Annotated in this window: 16 protein-coding genes and 1 pseudogene; all 17 read right to left on the bottom strand. The window is 33.9% G+C overall.

Going from position 1 to position 17,687, the window contains the following annotated elements; genetic code table 11:
- Positions 1 to 33 precede the first annotated feature (33 nt).
- The 17 genes and pseudogenes from J5Y03_RS06445 to mraY all read right to left on the bottom strand — a co-directional run bounded on the left by J5Y03_RS06445 (position 34) and on the right by mraY (position 17,551).
- The gene (locus J5Y03_RS06445; protein ID WP_209403734.1) at positions 34 to 294 is read right to left on the bottom strand and encodes a YggT family protein; all 261 of its coding nucleotides are present in this window, start codon (positions 292 to 294) and stop codon (positions 34 to 36) included.
- A 6-nt stretch (positions 295 to 300) separates the two neighbouring features.
- Positions 301 to 789: a cell division protein SepF gene (locus J5Y03_RS06440; protein WP_209403732.1), complete on the bottom strand. Its 489-nt coding sequence runs from the start codon at positions 787 to 789 to the stop codon at positions 301 to 303.
- 7 nt (positions 790 to 796) lie between these two features.
- Positions 797 to 1,465 (bottom strand): YggS family pyridoxal phosphate-dependent enzyme, encoded by a 669-nt coding sequence (locus tag J5Y03_RS06435; RefSeq protein ID WP_209403730.1) that lies wholly within the window; start codon positions 1,463 to 1,465, stop codon positions 797 to 799.
- A 4-nt stretch (positions 1,466 to 1,469) separates the two neighbouring features.
- Entirely contained in the window at positions 1,470 to 2,294 is an 825-nt protein-coding gene (pgeF, locus tag J5Y03_RS06430; RefSeq protein WP_209403728.1) for a peptidoglycan editing factor PgeF, read from the bottom strand.
- A 172-nt stretch (positions 2,295 to 2,466) separates the two neighbouring features.
- Complete coding sequence (locus J5Y03_RS06425; RefSeq protein ID WP_209403726.1) at positions 2,467 to 2,745, bottom strand: YlmC/YmxH family sporulation protein; 279 nt, start codon at positions 2,743 to 2,745, stop codon at positions 2,467 to 2,469.
- Between the two features lie 338 nt (positions 2,746 to 3,083).
- Positions 3,084 to 3,863: an RNA polymerase sporulation sigma factor SigG gene (sigG, locus tag J5Y03_RS06420; protein ID WP_209403724.1), complete on the bottom strand. Its 780-nt coding sequence runs from the start codon at positions 3,861 to 3,863 to the stop codon at positions 3,084 to 3,086.
- A 610-nt stretch (positions 3,864 to 4,473) separates the two neighbouring features.
- Entirely contained in the window at positions 4,474 to 4,893 is a 420-nt protein-coding gene (gene fosM, locus J5Y03_RS06415; protein WP_209403722.1) for a FosM family fosfomycin resistance protein, read from the bottom strand.
- A 173-nt stretch (positions 4,894 to 5,066) separates the two neighbouring features.
- Positions 5,067 to 5,786 (bottom strand): RNA polymerase sporulation sigma factor SigE, encoded by a 720-nt coding sequence (gene sigE, locus J5Y03_RS06410; protein ID WP_209403720.1) that lies wholly within the window; start codon positions 5,784 to 5,786, stop codon positions 5,067 to 5,069.
- Positions 5,787 to 5,804: 18 nt separating this feature from the next.
- Entirely contained in the window at positions 5,805 to 6,728 is a 924-nt protein-coding gene (gene spoIIGA / locus J5Y03_RS06405) for a sigma-E processing peptidase SpoIIGA (RefSeq protein WP_209403718.1), read from the bottom strand.
- Between the two features lie 868 nt (positions 6,729 to 7,596).
- Entirely contained in the window at positions 7,597 to 8,733 is a 1,137-nt protein-coding gene (ftsZ, locus tag J5Y03_RS06400; protein WP_209403716.1) for a cell division protein FtsZ, read from the bottom strand.
- A gap of 179 nt (positions 8,734 to 8,912) precedes the next feature.
- Positions 8,913 to 10,056, bottom strand: a pseudogene (gene ftsA / locus J5Y03_RS06395) (cell division protein FtsA); the annotation flags it as partial.
- Positions 10,057 to 10,292: 236 nt separating this feature from the next.
- A complete protein-coding gene (locus tag J5Y03_RS06390; RefSeq protein WP_209403712.1) occupies positions 10,293 to 11,054 on the bottom strand; it encodes a cell division protein FtsQ/DivIB in 762 nt (253 codons plus the stop codon).
- A gap of 152 nt (positions 11,055 to 11,206) precedes the next feature.
- Positions 11,207 to 12,133, bottom strand: coding sequence for a UDP-N-acetylmuramate dehydrogenase (murB, locus tag J5Y03_RS06385; RefSeq protein WP_407648409.1), 927 nt, complete (start codon positions 12,131 to 12,133; stop codon positions 11,207 to 11,209).
- Between the two features lie 72 nt (positions 12,134 to 12,205).
- Positions 12,206 to 13,297, bottom strand: coding sequence for an undecaprenyldiphospho-muramoylpentapeptide beta-N-acetylglucosaminyltransferase (gene murG / locus J5Y03_RS06380; RefSeq protein ID WP_209403708.1), 1,092 nt, complete (start codon positions 13,295 to 13,297; stop codon positions 12,206 to 12,208).
- A gap of 527 nt (positions 13,298 to 13,824) precedes the next feature.
- Positions 13,825 to 14,925 (bottom strand): stage V sporulation protein E, encoded by a 1,101-nt coding sequence (gene spoVE / locus J5Y03_RS06375; RefSeq protein WP_209403706.1) that lies wholly within the window; start codon positions 14,923 to 14,925, stop codon positions 13,825 to 13,827.
- A gap of 298 nt (positions 14,926 to 15,223) precedes the next feature.
- A complete protein-coding gene (gene murD, locus J5Y03_RS06370) occupies positions 15,224 to 16,576 on the bottom strand; it encodes a UDP-N-acetylmuramoyl-L-alanine--D-glutamate ligase (RefSeq protein WP_209403704.1) in 1,353 nt (450 codons plus the stop codon).
- Positions 16,577 to 17,551 carry a phospho-N-acetylmuramoyl-pentapeptide-transferase gene (gene mraY, locus J5Y03_RS06365; protein ID WP_209403702.1) on the bottom strand — a complete coding sequence of 325 codons (975 nt, stop codon included), beginning with the start codon at positions 17,549 to 17,551 and terminating at the stop codon, positions 16,577 to 16,579.
- Positions 17,552 to 17,687 lie beyond the last annotated feature (136 nt).

The following is a 17,687-nucleotide window of genomic DNA, read 5'->3' as shown; positions in this document are numbered from 1 at the left end:
ATTTTTAGTGCAACACACTAAGGGACAGTCCATTCACATTAAATATCTTGCTAAACTGAACAATCCATATTGAGCAAATTGCAAAGCAAAAATTGCTACAATTGGTGAGAAATCAAACATTCCAATTGTTGGTATGATTCGACGAAATGGCTCTAAGTAAGGTTCTGAAATTGCATTAATAAATCTTCCAAACCCTGTATCACGTACAGAAGGAAACCATGACAATATTATATTAATAATAATAATCGTTTGATATGCTACTAATGCATCTGACAATATTTGAAACAATATCATTTGAGCTTACCACCTTTTAGCAGATTGTTCTTCCTCAAATAATTCAGAGATTGTTCCTGAAATATCTACATTATCAGGAGTACAAATAAACGTATTTGTTCCTACCTTTTTAATATCCCCAGTAATGGCATAAACTGTTCCACTTAAAAAATCAACAAATCGTTTTGCTTGATCTATTTGCATTTGCTGTAAATTAATTACAACAGCTCTTTTTGATCTTAAGTGATCTGCTACAACTTGCGCTTCAGCAAAATCACGTGGTTGAACTAATACAACTTTTGAACTCAACGAAGCTCCTCCTGAAATACTAACTAATTTCTGTTTTGATGCTGGGCGCTCTTGATAAGATTCTTGCTCTTGATAAGATTCTCGTTCTTGATAAGATTGGTGTTCATGATTCTCTTCTTTCTGTTGTTTAGGATGAGTTTCATAATCTTCCTCTTCATACTCATCATCAAATGCAAAGAAATTTTTTACCTTCCCAATTAAACTCATTATAACACTATCCTTTCTGAACTAAAGATGTTCCTATTCGAATAAAAGTAGCACCTTCTTCAATTGCAATCTCGTAATCATTGGACATACCCATTGATAACTCAGTACAAGGCGCATTTAAAATATGTAAATTTTTAATTTCTTGTTGAAGCTTTTTTAAACCATTAAAGCTAGCACGAATGATTTGTTCATCCTCAGTAAATGGAGCCATTGTCATTAGACCAATAACCTGAATTTTATCCAATTCAGATATACTTCTAATAAAACCAATAACTGCATCAGGGTTTAATCCATGCTTGGATTCCTCACCCGATACATTTACTTGCACAAAGCATTTAATTGGATTTTCAGCTCGTTTTTGAATTTCTTCAGCTAGAGACAAACGATCAAGTGAATGCAAATAATCAATTCGATTAATTACCTCTTTCACCTTACGTGTTTGAAGTGACCCAATAAAATGCCAATTTACTCCTTGAATTTCATCTTGTTTATTAAATAAACTTTCAAAACGATTTTCACCAAGATGAATAATACCTTCATTCTTTATTTCCTGAGCAGTATCAACGTCAACTTGTTTTGTTACTGCAATAAGTGTTACATCATTTTCTCTGTTTGAACGTCTAATTGCATTTTCAATATTATCTTTTATTCTTTTATGATTTTCTTTAATACTCATGAAGTTACTTCCTCCAGCCAATGAAACTCATCATACGCCCCGTTTGTCCATTGTCTCTTCTGTGTGAAAAAAAGAGATTTGGATGACAGCTTGTACAATAGGTTGTTACCTTTATATTCGATTCTTTGATTCCTCTATTTATAAGAAGTTGGCGATTTGCTTCCTTTAAATCTAACTGGAAACGACCATTTTCTTTTTTCGTTACAACATTTTTAGGAATACTAGAATTGAAAGCCTCATTGATTTTTTTATAAACATGTTCGTCTACTTCATAGCAACAGTTACCAATAGAAGGGCCAATTACAACTTGAATTGAATCGAGTTTAGCTTTTTCATTTTCAACCCACTCGGTGATTAATTCTGAGCCAATATTAAGAGTTGTTCCCTTCCAACCAGCATGAGCTAACCCCACTAGACCTGGTTCTGGACAGATGAAAAATAACGGAACACAGTCGGCATAAAACGATGTTAATAGTACACCCTTCTCAGTTGTATATATTCCATCAGTACCTTTTATACACGATTCATAATCAATTGTTCCTTTACCTAAGTCATTGACTTCTACCTTTTCAACTTTATTGCTATGAATTTGCTCACTACATACCCAATTCTGTAATGGAAAACCTACAGTCTCTGCAACAAGTTCACGATTTTTAACCACATCAGCTTGGGAATCATTTACATGTAATCCTACATTTAAAGAAGAAAAATAACCTTGACTGACTCCATTATTATTCGTAGTAAATCCAGCAACCAAATTCTCAAACGAGTTGATCCAAGGTTGAATAACAAACGTAAGGTCGCTTGTTTGAACAAAACAATCTGTCATTTTCTCTTTCCTCTCCTGCAAGAATCAATTTCTATTTTATAGAATGGCTCTGTTAAACTTTTATAAATGATAATTCATTTCAAACAGAGCCAAAAAATAAATATACCTCTCTCTATATTACCATAGTTTACATGTTTTTAATTAATTTTGACAGGAGCTTTTTACATAGTTATCAAAATTTCAATGAAGTTGTTGATTTTTCGTCAATTTCTACATTCATTTTATATCTAACTAAGATAACATCTTCACCTATTTTTACAATCTCGCTCCAAGGAATAGCTATTTCCTCCTCCTTACTAAAAAAGTTTAGGCCTTTAGTTGGTTTTGTTAAAATGACAGATATTATATTTCCATTTGTTTGATCAATTTCTAAATCAATAATATTCCCTAACTTTTTCCCATCAGCTACATTCACAACATCCTTAACTTGAAAGTCAGATATTCGTGCCATCATTGTTCACCTTCCTCTATACAACTATATGTTGTATCCCTTTAATGGCATGACTTGTATTTTTTATTTGGAGTTTCCGTAAATTTTTTGCTAATACAGTATGTGTAAGTTGATTTCCACTCCAGGATGCTCGCTTTCCTAGGGGCGTGAGCTGAGCCTCCTCGTCGCATACGCTCCTGTGGGGTCTCAGCCTTCCCGCATCTCCCACAGAAGCCCTTCACCCTTCCGTTCCAATCAACTTCTGTCTTTAAGTTACAAAACCTAAAAGCAACAATTCTTTAAAAAAGCACCAAAAATAAAACCCCACTTGTTTTAAGTAGGGTTGTGTAAATAATAAATTAGCCTTGAATATTTTTATTCATTTGACGTATAGCTGATTTTTCTAAACGAGAAACTTGAGCTTGAGAAATTCCAATTTCATCTGCAACTTCCATTTGTGTTTTCCCTTGGAAAAAACGTTTACTAATAATCATTTTTTCACGATCATTTAACCGCTTCATACCTTCTCTTAGAGCAAATTCTTCTACCCATTGCTCGTCCTTATTTCGATCGTCACTAATTTGATCCATGACAAATATTGGATCTCCACCATCATTATAAATTGGTTCAAATAATGATACCGGGTCTTGAATTGCATCAAGAGCAAACACAATTTCTTCATGTGTGACTCCAAGTACTTCAGCTATTTGAACTGGAGTTGGTTCCTTTGAATTTTCAGCTAATAGACGTTCTCTGACTTGTAAAGCTTTATATGCAATATCTCTTAAAGAGCGAGACACGCGAATAGGGTTATTGTCACGCAAATACCTTCTAATTTCTCCAATAATCATTGGTACAGCATAAGTCGAAAATTTCACATTTTGACCAAGATCAAAATTATCAATCGATTTCATAAGTCCAATACAGCCTACTTGAAATAAATCATCTACAAATTCACCACGATTGTTGAAACGTTGAATAACACTTAGCACAAGACGTAAATTTCCATTAACAATCGTCTCACGTGCGTCTGGATCACCATTTTGCATTGCATGGAACAATTTTCTCATTTCATCATTTTTTAATACCGGTAGTTTTGATGTATCTACTCCACATATCTCTACTTTGTTTCGTGTCATGTTGTTCCCTCCTAATTTGGAGTTGCTATACTAAAGATAAGTATCTCCGTCAGAGGAAAAATTATGCACTAACACAAAATGATGAAATTTTATATGTTGTTTAATCAAATTAAACATTCTGAAAAGAAAAGTGGATTCGCCTTGATCACCTCCGACAGGCATTGGAGTAATAACCAAATGAAGTGTGGTTTTCACTTCAATTGGTTATTGCGAAATGACCGAGGAGGTAGGCGAAGGAGCTAGACATTATAGAAATGTGGAGTGAGCTCGCTTAGCTCTGACAGGCGTTGGAGCAGTAACTATGGGAAGGGTGGTTTTCCCTTCACTTAGTTATTGTGAAACGACCGAAGAGCTAGCTCACGGAGCTGGACAATATAGAAAAGTGGAAGCGACTTGGTTAGCTCTGAAAGGCGTTGGAGTAAATACAAAGAGAAGGGTGCTTTCCCCCTTCACTTTGTATTTGCGAAACGACCGAAGAGCTAGGCGCTGGAACTAGACAGGCTGAAAAGCGGATTCGCCTTTTCCTCTCGCAAAACCCTCGAGTCAGTAGTAGCTTAATCTAGAAATAACTCTAGTGCTCAGCTTTGACAGATATTTACCCAAAAATTTATCAAAAAAATTCCATATGATCTTTTTCTTGTCTATAATAATTTAATCGATCTTCTAGACTACCTGTATGAAATTCAAATATATGTCCGTCAGGATCTGTAAAATAAATCGACTTTTTATCCTTCTCATGTCTTGGCCGTCCAGATAGAATCATTACATTCATTTTTTCTAATCTCTCATATGTATCATCAAAGTCATGTTCATCTATCGTAAAAGCTATGTGAGTATATGATTGGTGAATTTCGTTTCTAGGAATATCTTCTTCTAGATTGAGCGCGAGCCACAGTCCATTTAGATCGAAATATGCTGTACTTCTACCTTTTACTAAAAGTTTCGCCCCAAAAACCTTTTCATAAAATTGAATCGACTTTTCTAAGTCAGATACTGAAAATAATAAATGATTAATACCTCTAATATTCATTTTCCCACTCCATTCGATACAAATACTTTAATAAATAATTTGTTTTGGAAAAGTTTGAATAATTATTTTATCAAATTGCCCTTTTGAAATTTAACATTTTCATCCACTTGATCGAACTACAAATTATTAAAGCTAATAAAAAAGCTCTTTCAAAACTTTGAAAGAGCCACTGCCTATACCATTTTATTAAATTCTTTTCGTAAACGTTTAATAATTCTTTTTTCTAATCTAGAAATATATGATTGGGAAATGCCTAATAGGTCTGCTACATCTTTTTGCGTCTTTTCTTCAGTACCATCTAGTCCAAATCGTAATTCCATAATTTGCTTTTCTCGATCATTTAATTGATCTAACGCTTTTGTTAATAATGTTTTGTTAACGTTTGCTTCTAAGTCTTTTGTAATAATATCATCTTCTGTACCTAATACGTCAGATAATAATAATTCATTTCCATCCCAATCAATATTTAGTGGTTCATCAAAAGATACTTCTGAACGATTCTTATTATTTCGTCTTAAATGCATTAAAATTTCATTCTCGATACAACGTGAGGCATAGGTTGCTAGTTTTATTTTCTTTTCAGGATTAAATGTATTTACAGCTTTTATTAATCCAATCGTACCTATACTAATTAAATCCTCTATATTTATCCCTGTATTCTCAAATTTCCGTGCTATGTACACAACAAGCCTTAAATTTCTTTCAATTAACATTGAACGTGCAGCAGGGTCACCATTTGGTAACTTTGTTAACAGTTTTTCTTCTTCTTCTCGGGTTAATGGAGGAGGTAACGCTTCGCTTCCTCCAATGTAATATACTTCATCTTGTTTTAGACCTAGCTTAACTAAAAGCTTTAGAAAACGAATTTTTAATTTAAATAAAAATAATTTCATTTCTCTTCTCTCCTCCAATTAAGCAGTATCGACTATTTTCCCTTCCATCATTTTGGGATGCAAGATGCAGTTAAATATTCCATCAGATGAAAGGGTTACATGACTTAAACCGATTAAAACTGAACTTGATTGATACCATTTGCCTTTTATTTTAATACGTACTGATGCGGGCTTAACGGCTACTATAAATTGGTTCGATTGACCAATACTCTTATAAGGAACAAATGTTGCCTGAAAGAAACTTAATTTATTTATTACATCCTCATCTTGCATATTAAATTGATTTTGCCGTACTAAGTTTACTAACTCTGATGGTAAATTATAGTCTTGTTCAGATACATCTAATATGATTACTGGTTTCCTAGTCAGAGGTTCAACTAAGGAATTTCCACTATCCATTAACCCTTTTACACAAATGACTACCTTTCTCCACTTAATTTCTATATCATATAGCTCATTTAGTTTCCAATTTGTAAATGCGATACTTTGTGTAGATTTACGTGAATAATAAACTACTGGTGGAATCAAAAATAATTCGAATATCCAACTTATTGGATCACCAAAAAAGTTTTTGGTTTTAAAAAACTCTTTTGTAGAAAATAAATCCTGTGTAGAGAATAAATAATGTAGGGCAAAAATAGCGCCACCAAGTATGAAGGTTGAAAAATAAAAAGCACTCAATAACTGCAAAAATACTGCCATCCGTTGTCTTCCAAACGCAACAAATACAATGACAAAGGATAATAGAATCTTCATAAAAGGTGAAGCAAAGACATATGAATATGGAGTAAACGCTAATAGTACTACAATTGATCCAACAAGTGCACCAAGAAAAGAACGAGTTATAGAGCTTCTCTTTTTTAATATCAAACTAGTTAATTGGAGAATAAGAAAATCCATTAGTAAGCTTAATAGAAAAATTAGGTCCCCATAAATGACCAATACTCTCGCCTTCCCTTTTAAACTACTAAACAAGTAAGATTGACCTTACTGATTAAAGTTTCAATTTACTAAAGTATAAATGAATAACTATAAGAAATGTGTCAAATATAGTAGGAGGTACTAAATTCTTTTTCGACAAATACTGAAATGCGGAATGAACTCGCTTAGCTCTGACATGCGTTGGAGTAAATACAAAGAGAAGGGCGCTTTTTCCCTTCACTTTGTATTTGCGAAACGACCGAAGAGCTAGTTCATGAAGCTAGACATAACGAAATGTGGAAGCGCCTTGATCACCTCCGACGGACATTGGAGCAAAAAACAAGAGAAGGGAGCTTTTCCCCTTCACTTGTTTTTTGTGAAATGGCCGAGGAGGTAGGCGCTGTAGCTAGACAAAACGAAAAGCGGAAACTCCCCACTTAGCCCTGACAAGCACTGGAGTCACTGACTAGAAACACGCTTTTTGCTTTAACAGTCAGTGGTGAAGTGACAAAGTGGCTAGGAGTTGGAGCTAGACACCTTGAAATGAGTAAGTAACTTATTCAGCTTTAATAAGCGTAGTTTAAATAACTAGGAGTAAACTATCATTACATTAAATAAAAAGGATATTTTTTAAAAGATTGTTGTTTTTAATAGAACAATAAAGTTGATTGGAGCGGAAGGTGCGAGACTCCTGTGGGAGCAGCGGGACAGGTGAGACCCCGCAGGAGCGATAGCGACGAGGAGGCTCACCGCACGCCCCAAGGAAAGTGAGCCTCCTGGAGCGGAAATCGACTAACATCACATTTAATAAGACATAGTTTATGAATACAGCAAAAAAACCAAAAAGGTTTCAAAAGATCCACCTTCTTGGTTTCTTACTTTTAATTAATTATCTTTTTTTACGATTTCTTAAAAAAGCTGGAATATCTAAATCATCTAAGTTCGTAACGTTTTTAGTTGGTTCAACAACCGGTACTTCTTCACGTGTTACTACTTGTTCACGTTTAATTGGAGCCGAAGATGAAGAAGATGACACAGACGGTCTAACTAATGGTTTTGGAGAAATAGCAGGAACCCCTTCAAAACCTGTTGCGATTACAGTGACAATAATTTCATCTTTTAAGCTTTCATTAATCACTGAACCAAAAATCATGTTTACTTCAGCATCACAAGCAGTTGAAACGATATCAGCCGCTTCTTGTACCTCATAAAGACTTAAATTCGTTCCACCAGTGATATTCATAAGTACACCTTGTGCACCATTAATAGATGTTTCAAGTAATGGACTTGAAATAGCTTTCTTGGCTGCTTCAGCAGCACGGCTTTCACCAGAGGCTACGCCAATTCCCATTAACGCAGAACCTTTGTTAGACATAATTGTTTTTACGTCAGCAAAGTCAAGGTTAATCAAACCAGGTACAGCGATTAAGTCTGAGATACCTTGAACCCCTTGTCGAAGCACGTTATCAGCTTCACGGAATGCTTCAAGCATTGGTGTATTACGATCAACAATTTCTAATAAGCGATCATTTGGAATAACGATTAATGTATCAACACTTTCTTTCATTGCTGCAATACCAGTTGCAGCTTGTGTAGAACGTTTTCTACCTTCAAATGTAAACGGTCTTGTTACAACACCTACTGTTAAAGCACCAAGTTCTTTCGCAACTTGAGCAATTACCGGAGCCGCACCTGTACCAGTTCCGCCACCCATACCTGCAGTAACGAATACCATATCAGCGCCCTTTAGAGCTTCTTGTAATTGTTCTTTGCTTTCTTCAGCAGCTTTTTTACCTACCTCTGGATTTGCACCTGCACCTAATCCACGAGTAAGCTTACCACCAATTTGCATTTTAATTTCTGCTTTAGATAGATTTAGAGCCTGTGCATCAGTATTTACTGCAATAAAATCTACCCCTTGAACACCGTGCTCGATCATACGGTTTACTGCGTTATTACCGCCGCCACCTACGCCAATAACTTTTATTTTTGCTAATGCATCTAAGTTTGTATCAAAATCTAACATTATTGAACCTCCTACTATTTCAAATTCGTCTCAAATTTAATCCCATAAATATTTAAAAATGCTTTTCACTTTACTCATTACACGTTCTTCTTCTTGCTGCTTTGGTTTTGGTTTAGAATTTGAATTAGGAACTACTACGGGTTTGCGTTCTGTCGCTTCAACCGTTAAATTCGAGCCAAGTTTTTTCCCACGCATTTTTGATTTATAAAAAGCATATTTGATTAATCCCACACCTGAAGTATATTGAGGTTCACGTACCCCAATGTAATCAGGAGTTGCGATTCGAACATTATTTTTAAACACCCTTTGAGCTAATTCTAGCACACCTGTCATTGAAACAGTTCCACCAGTTAAAACAAATCCGCCTGGTAAATTTGTGCCCCTCATTCGTACTAATTCATTTTGTATCATATCAAAAATTTCTTCTAGTCTGGCTTCGATAATATCTGCAACTTCTTTTTGACTATATTGTTGGTGCTGATCGCTTCCCATAATTGGAACACTCAGAACCTCATCTGTCAATGCACTATCGTAAAACGCATGACCAAATTTAACTTTAATTTTTTCTGCATCTTCTGTTGAAGTCTTTAAACCGATTGATAAATCTTTTGTTACGTGTTCTCCACCTACAGGTAGAACTGAAGTAGCAGTTAAAACACCTTCTCTAAAAACTGCTATTGTTGTTGACCCGCCACCAATATCAACAAGAACAACTCCCAAGTTTTTTTCATCTTGAGATAGAGCGATTGAACTAGCAGCCATAGGTTGTAAACAGATATCTGTTACTTCCAGTCCAGCTCGTTCAACACATCGTAAAATATTATGTACAAGTGTTCTAGAACCAGTGATCAGAGTTCCCTCCATCTCCAATCGAACACCTATCATACCTCTTGGATCTTTTACTTCAGAGAGGCCATCAACAATGTACTCATGAGGAACTACATCAATAATTTCTCTTTCTGGCGGAATCGAAATCACTTGAGCTTGTTCCATTACACGAAGCACGTCTTCATTATTTATTTCTTTGTTTTCTTTTGAAACTGCAACGACACCATTCGTACCAATTAGCTGTATTTGATTTGCACTCACACCGACTATTACTTTATCAATATGAATACCTACCATTCTCTCAGCTTGATCGATGGCTTTTTTTATCGATTTGACCGTTTCATCTATGTCAACAATTGATCCACGTTTTAATCCTGAAGATTTAACATTACCTACACCGATAATATTTAGTGTGTCATTAACTAGTTCACCAATAATTACTTTAATCGATGAAGTCCCTACATCAAGACTCACATATATTTCATTGCTGTTCATGATGGCACCTCCTTTTCTGTTATAGTCTTTCATTGAACAACAAATGTCTCTTATACTTCATATTATAAGAACATTATTCAACACATTTACTTATTTCCCTTTTTTTTAAGCTAATTTTTATTAAATATTTAAAAAAAATTTAGATTGGACATTATTTTCACATATATAAGTCTACACTATGATGAAAATATAGGAAAGTCTCGAAATTACTGTTTGATTAGGAAAAATTTACTATCTTATTGTTTCGTTTGATTATCTCCAAATGGTGCAAAATACGCACCTACTTCAAGATGAATAATCCCTTTTTTACCTTGAGGAATATCCTTAATAATTGAAGGATAATTAGACATATGATCTGCAAATTGTCTTATTGAAGTTAGCACCTCATATCCTTCATTCGTATAAAGTGTAATATGCATTGAATCTGCTTGGGTTGGTGAATACACAATTTCAGAAATAGAGTGAAATATACTATTAGGTAGTTTAGTTAACTCTGAAGCCATTTCTTGTAACTCATCACCTTGTTCCCAGTTAGTAAAAATAGGAACATCTAATTTATTATCATTTTGAATATCTTTAGTCAGATATCCGTTAGCTAATAGTGCATATGTATCATTATCAATCTTAGTTTGTCCTATTACAGGAAATTCCTTAACTGTAATCTTTATTGTATTAGGAAATATCTTATTCACAACTGCTTTTTCAACAATTTTCTTGTTTTCTAATTTCTGTTCCACATTTTTTGAAGATAACGTAAAAAAACTTTCCTTTTTGTTTAAATCGGCTAATTTTAGGATTTCTTTATCTGAAAGTAACTCATTTCCATAAATTTCATACTTACCTACATGACTAATTGAAGTTTGAAAATAAATTACCAGTAATAGTAAAGCAAAAAAGATGGCTACATAGATTAGAAGTCTAAAATTTGCTCTCTTTCTTCTTTTCTCTCGTAATACAGGTACTCTGTCTTCTAAGTTAATAATCTTATTTTTTTGCATTTCTATTCCTCCAAAGAATTTAACAAACTAGCAGTTAAGTACCTTACATGTGAAAAATTATCAAAATGAAGTTAAAAAAATAGAACAGCATGATTCAGCCGTTCTAAAAAGACTTCGTTCCGCTATCCAAATTATAGCATATATATTGTAAATTATTGAGAGTTCTTGAGAAATTTACCTATAATTTCAATCTCTGTTTGTAATTTAACATTAAATTTTTCTAAAATAATATCTTGGATGTATTTTATTAACTGTAAAACATCCTTTGATGAAGCATTTCCAGCATTCACAATAAAATTCCCGTGCATTTCGGAAACTTTTGCTCCCCCAATCTGATAGCCTTTTAAATTCGCTCTTTCAATTAAATTCCCTGCGAAATTAGGTAAAGGATTACGAAAAACACTACCGGCACACGGAAAATTCCAGGGCTGAGTTTCTTTTCGATAATCTTTATTTTTCTGCATAATTGAAACTACTTCTTCACGCCTACCAGGCACTAATTGAAATTCTGCCTCAAGAACAATGCCAGGTCTCTTTTTTTGAAGGATTGATGTCCGGTATGTGAAGTTCATTTCTTCGTTTGTTAACCACTCAATTTTTCCGTCCTCAAATAAAATATGTGCTCTATTAAGGACTTCGGAAATATCTGAACGATGTGCACCAGCATTCATAAACACAGCACCGCCAACACTTCCAGGAATACCGCTTGCAAATTCTAATCCAGAAAGGCCTTTTCGACTCAATAATGTTGCAAGTTTTATCAGTGAATAGCCTGCACCTACTATCACTTTTGATCCTTCCACTTGTAGATGGTCTAAACAATCACTCAGTTTAATGACAATCCCTTCGATTCCCTCATCTGAAACTAGTAAATTAGATCCTCTTCCGATTACTGTCCAATTTATTCCTTCATTTATTGCAAAATCTATTGTGTTTTGGATGTCTTGGGTTGAATTTGGAATAACAAGCACTTCTGCAGGTCCACCTATTCTCATTGTTGTATGGTTAGCTAGTGGCTCGTTTGCATATATTGAAGAATTTGGTAAAAGTTCTTTTAACTTTACAATTAATGAACTCAGGTCCATCTCCTCCTCTCTTATGAAACTTCTTTATAAGTAATTTATCTATTTATAACCTTGTTCGTGCAAGGTTTATTTTCTTATTTGTTCAAGAACATCAGCTAATCGTTTCGCTGCATCTGGTACACCCATTTTTAATGCCGCTTTCTGCATATCTTCTATTTTTAACGGATACAGTAAAACATCTTCTAATTGTTTTATAAATTTTTTACCATTAAATTCCTTTTCTAAAATAACAATTGCTGCACCATTTTTTTCTAATGATCGTGCATTTACCTCTTGATGATTATTTGTTACATACGGACTTGGAATTAATATACTTGGTTTACCAAGAGCAGTTAATTCAGCTAGGGTTGTAGCACCTGCTCTAGAAACAACTAAATCAACTTCTCTTAATATTTCAGGCATATTATGTAAAAATGGTTTAATTACAACATTCTCAGGATTTCCAGCTAAATTTATTTTTTCGATAACTGATTCATAATGAACTTCACCAGTTACATAAATAAATTGATATGTTTTTTCTCCTATTTTATCAATATTTTCAAGAAATGCTTCATGAATTGGACGAGCTCCTCTAGAACCCCCAACAATTAATACAGTTTTCTTTCCTTTTTTTAGACCAATACTTTCTAATACATCAGAATTATTCGTACCTATCACTTCAGATGCTCTAGGGTTTCCAGTAAAAACTATCTTCTCTTGATTAAAGTAATTTGCAACATCTTCAAAGCAGATTGCAACTTTTGTCACATATCGATTTAAAAATTTATTTGTTAAACCAGGTATACTATTTTGTTCATGAATAACTGTTGGAATACCTAATTTTGCAGCAGCATAAACAACAGGACCACATACGTATCCTCCAGTACCTACAACTACATCTGGTTTAAATTCTTTAATGATTTTTTTACTATCGGTTACACCCTTTAAAAAGCGATAAATCGTTTTAAAATTATCAATCGATATACTACGTTTAAATCCTGTAATGACAATTGATTTAAACGGAATGCCATTTTTAGAAACAATCCCCTTCTCTAAGCCACTCTCAGTACCAACATATAAACATTCAACTGTAGGATCTTGTTTTTTTAATTCATTTATTAATGCGAGCGCTGGATAGATATGACCTCCAGTACCGCCTCCGCTAACTAAAATTTTCATTTTGTTCCTCCTAAAAAATCCACAAATCATTTAAAAAAATTTTACACATTATTATAACATGTAAATTGATTCACTTATGGTTTCTTTAATAATAAAGGCTGTTTTTTAAAAGTTGTTACCATTTAGCAATGTGATTAGTTGATTTCCACTCCAGGTTGCTCGCTTTCCGTGGGGCGGGCGGTGAGCCTCCTCGTCGCTATCGCTCCTGCGGGGTCTCACCTGTCCCGCTGCTCCCACAGGAGTCTCGCACCTTCCGTTCCATTCAACTTTTTAATCCATAGTTGTTTTAATAAAACCTTTTAAAATACAACACTCCTTAAGAAAAATCCCCAGTATAAAAAAGATATGGGAAGAATACTCGTTTAATTTTCACAGACAATGGAGCAATAAAATAAAGCAAGTGTGTAGAACCCCTTTTTATTATTTGCGAAATAACCTATAAGCTAGTCAACAAAACTAGATAATCCAACGTAAGTTCAGACATGTGAATTTTAGGAAAAAAAATAAAACCTTGTCAAAAACAAGGTTTAGTTACGAGCATGTTTACTGATATTTAGTAAAACCCCTATTGCCAATAACATCAATGTTAAAGAAGATCCTCCATAACTTAATAATGGAAGTGTTATCCCTGTAACAGGCATTAAACCAATTACTACACCGATGTTAATCATGACTTGAATTGCAATCATCGAAACGATTCCTACAGCTAGAAAAGATCCGAATAGATCTGGAGCCCCTAGTGCAATCCGAATTCCTCTCCATAGTAGTAATGAAAAAAGTAATAATACTAATGAACCGCCAATAAAACCTAATTCTTCTGAAAGAATAGCAAAAATGAAATCTGTTTGAGGTTCTGGTAAATACATAAATTTTTGTCTACTTTGTCCTAAACCTAAGCCAAATAAGCCACCAGGTCCGATTGCATAAAGAGATTGAATGATTTGGAAACCTGTACCTAATGGATCTGACCAAGGATCTAAAAACGAGGTAATCCTTTTAATCCGATAAGGTGCTGAAGCAATAAGGGCAACAAATCCAGCAACCCCAAATAAACCTAGGCCGATGAAATGCGAAATTCTTGCACCTGCTACAAATATGATGATTACACAAGTCCCTACCATTACTGTCCCTGTTCCTAAATCAGGCTGAAGCATAATTAATCCAAATGCTAAGAAAACAAGGCCTAATGTTGGTACAAGTCCCTTTTTAAAAGAAATGATATTTTTTTGATTTTCAGATAAATATTTTGATAAAAACACCATCATTCCAAGTTTCATAAATTCTGAAGGTTGAATAGAAAATGCCCCAATTCCAATCCATGATCTAGCCCCTCCACGTACTAAACCAACTCCTGGTACTAATACTAATAAAAGCAATACAAAACAAAGTAGTAAGATTTTTTTGGCATGTGTCCGAAAAAACCAATAATCAATGTTTGAAACAATTGCCATCCCAACCAATCCAACTCCAGCAAACAATAATTGCCTTTTCGCAAAAAAGAATGAATCATGAAACTTATACGATGCCCAAACTGCGCTAGCACTATAAACCATAATCATCCCAATCGTCAACAATCCAAGCGTAACAAGTACAAGAATCAAATCAGGACTATTCTTTTTAGTTGGCACAAATAACACCTCTACTCTCTCAAGAAATGCGGAAGCGTCCTGCTTATCTCCGACAGGCATTGGAGCCTTTACAAGTGAAGCATGCTTTTTTGCTTCAACTTGTAAAGGTGAAATGACCGAGGAGATGGACGCTGCAGCTAGACAATAAAAAATGCGGAATGAACTTGATTAGCTCAGAAAATCTAAAAAATTCGAGAAATAAGTAAATCTGAGTATGTAAGCATATTGTTCTAAAAAATAAAAACATTTCTCTAAATAAAAATCAGATAGACTATCGTTCTATCTGATTTTTAAATCCCTATACTAATTTATGCACAGCTTGTATAAACTTATTACCACGTTCTTCAAAAGTCTTAAATTGATCCCAACTTGCACATGCAGGAGAAAGTAGAATTACATCTCCACTTTCTGAAAGAGCGTAAGCTTCGTTTACAGCTTCCTCTACATTATCGACTGTTTTATAATCTTTCATTCCTGTTTTAAGAGCAGAATCAACAATTTTTTGTGAAGTTTGACCATAAGTGATTAATGTTTTTACATTATTAAAATATGGAATTAAATCATCGAAATCGTTTCCTCGGTCTAATCCACCAGCAATTAATATAATTGGTTTCGTAAACGAAGAAATCGCTTTTTGTGTAGCCAATATATTTGTTGCTTTTGAATCATTATAAAATTTACGATCATTTACCTCACATACATATTGTAAACGGTGCTCTACTCCTGTAAATGTAGTTAACACTTGCTCGATCGCGTCGTTACTTACATTTAATAATTTTGCGATACATACAGCACCTAAAATATTTTCTAAGTTATGTTTCCCAGGTAATACAACTTTTTCAAGTTTAATAACTTCTTCTTCCTTAAAGAAGATTGAGTTATTTTTAACGTATGCCCCATTTTCTACTATTTCTGTTGACGAAAATGGTACGATAGTAGCTTTAGAATCAGCAATCATTCCCATTACTGTTTCATCATTATAATTAACGATTGCAAAATCAGTAACAGTTTGATTCTTAAAAATAGCAGATTTTGCTTTTATATATTCTTCTCTAGACCCGTGATAATCTAAATGAGCATCAAAAATATTTGTAACAAGAGAAATCTTTGGACAGAAAGTCTCAATTCCCATTAATTGAAAAGAAGATAATTCAGTTACAATTACATTCTCACGATTAGCCTTTTGAGCTACCTCACATGCAACAGTTCCTATATTTCCAGCAATTAAAGGATTTTTCTTCCCTTCCTCAAGCATTAAAAACGCTAGAGTTGTTGTTGTTGTTTTACCATTTGAACCAGTAATCCCTACAAAAGGTGCCTCACTGATTAAGTAAGCCAATTCAATCTCAGTATAAATTGAAATGTTACGTTTAATTGCTTCAATTAGAATCGGATTGGTGTAAGGAATTCCTGGATTTTTAACAATACAATATAAATCCTCTTCTACTAGAGAAAGTGGATGGTCACCACATACAACTTTAAATCCTTCATTTTGAAGTTTTTGCGCCATTTCACTTTGTTCAATTGGTGATCTATCATTTACAGTAACTTCTGCTCCAAGCTGATGTAATAAATGACTTGCTGCGTAGCCACTTTTTGCTGTTCCTAATACTAATACTTTTTTGTTCTGAAAATTTTCTACGTTTTTCACTTACATCCACACCTCAATATAAATTCCTAACAAAGCTAGCAATAGACCGACAGACCAAAACGATACAACAACGCGCCATTCAGACCATCCTGATAGTTCATAGTGATGATGAATAGGGGTCATTTTAAATACACGTTTCCCTGTTGTCTTAAAAGAAAATACTTGAATCATAACAGAAAGTGTTTCCAATACATAAACACCACCAATTATTATTAGTAATATTTCTAGTTTTGTTAGAATGGCAATGCCTGCAAGAGCACCACCTAAAGCTAATGATCCTGTATCTCCCATAAATACTTTAGCAGGATGGGCATTAAATACTAAGAAACCTAATACAGCACCCACAACTGATATTGAGAAGATTGCTATATCAAGTTGCCCTTGATTAAATGCTAGAACGGCAAATGCTCCAAAAGCAATTGCAGATGTACCAGACAATAAACCATCTACACCATCTGTTAAGTTTGTAGCATTTGACGTACCAACCAGCATGAAAACGATTAGTAAGGCATAAAAGAATCCTAAATCAAACTTAATATGAGTTAAAGGAATTGTTATTGTTGTAGAAATACCAATAAATTTCATTCCAATAAAAACAATAATTGATACGATAACTTGGCAAATAAATTTTTGTTTAGATGTTAAACCTAAATTTCTTTTCTTTACTACCTTTATATAGTCATCAAGAAATCCAATTACTCCAAAACAAATTGTTATGAAGAGCAATAAGATCACACGACTTGAGAATTCATTATATATAAACGATATACCAATTGTTGCTACAATTAATGCAAGCAAAATAATCATTCCACCCATCGTTGGGGTTCCTGATTTCTTTAAGTGGGATTTTGGACCTTCATCTCGAATGCTCTGTCCAAATTTAAGTTTTCTTAAGTACGGGATAAAAAAAGGCGATACAATGACTGCAATAATAAAAGCGGTAATCATGGCAATTAAAATTGACTGTTCAAACATCTTACGCCCTCCTTTCATGTTGTTATATTTTGTCTATATGTATGGTATTTCAACCAACATGACTATAAGATATTTTCTCACTAAATTAAGTTCAAATTAAGTATTTTTTTTAAATCTATTCAAAAAATCTTCATTT

The sequence above is a fragment of the Gottfriedia endophytica genome (assembly GCF_017814275.1).
GTDB classification, from domain to species: Bacteria; Bacillota; Bacilli; order Bacillales; family Bacillaceae_G; genus Gottfriedia; species Gottfriedia endophytica.
Note: the sequence above shows the minus strand (reverse complement) of the source record. Positions and strands in the feature narration are given on the sequence as shown.

Bases quoted from the DNA above. Each gene is read 5' to 3' on its own strand.
- murG (WP_209403708.1), bottom strand. From the start codon at position 13,297: ATGAAAATTTTAGTTAGCGGAGGCGGTACTGGAGGTCATATCTATCCA.
- ftsZ (WP_209403716.1), bottom strand. From the start codon at position 8,733: ATGTTAGATTTTGATACAAACTTAGATGCATTAGCAAAAATAAAAGTT.
- sigE (WP_209403720.1), bottom strand. From the start codon at position 5,786: ATGAAATTATTTTTATTTAAATTAAAAATTCGTTTTCTAAAGCTTTTA.
- J5Y03_RS06445 (WP_209403734.1), bottom strand. From the start codon at position 294: ATGATATTGTTTCAAATATTGTCAGATGCATTAGTAGCATATCAAACG.
- J5Y03_RS06390 (WP_209403712.1), bottom strand. From the start codon at position 11,054: ATGCAAAAAAATAAGATTATTAACTTAGAAGACAGAGTACCTGTATTA.
- fosM (WP_209403722.1), bottom strand. From the start codon at position 4,893: ATGAATATTAGAGGTATTAATCATTTATTATTTTCAGTATCTGACTTA.
- J5Y03_RS06440 (WP_209403732.1), bottom strand. From the start codon at position 789: ATGAGTTTAATTGGGAAGGTAAAAAATTTCTTTGCATTTGATGATGAG.
- J5Y03_RS06435 (WP_209403730.1), bottom strand. From the start codon at position 1,465: ATGAGTATTAAAGAAAATCATAAAAGAATAAAAGATAATATTGAAAAT.
- pgeF (WP_209403728.1), bottom strand. From the start codon at position 2,294: ATGACAGATTGTTTTGTTCAAACAAGCGACCTTACGTTTGTTATTCAA.
- sigG (WP_209403724.1), bottom strand. From the start codon at position 3,863: ATGACACGAAACAAAGTAGAGATATGTGGAGTAGATACATCAAAACTA.
- mraY (WP_209403702.1), bottom strand. From the start codon at position 17,551: ATGTTTGAACAGTCAATTTTAATTGCCATGATTACCGCTTTTATTATT.
- J5Y03_RS06425 (WP_209403726.1), bottom strand. From the start codon at position 2,745: ATGGCACGAATATCTGACTTTCAAGTTAAGGATGTTGTGAATGTAGCT.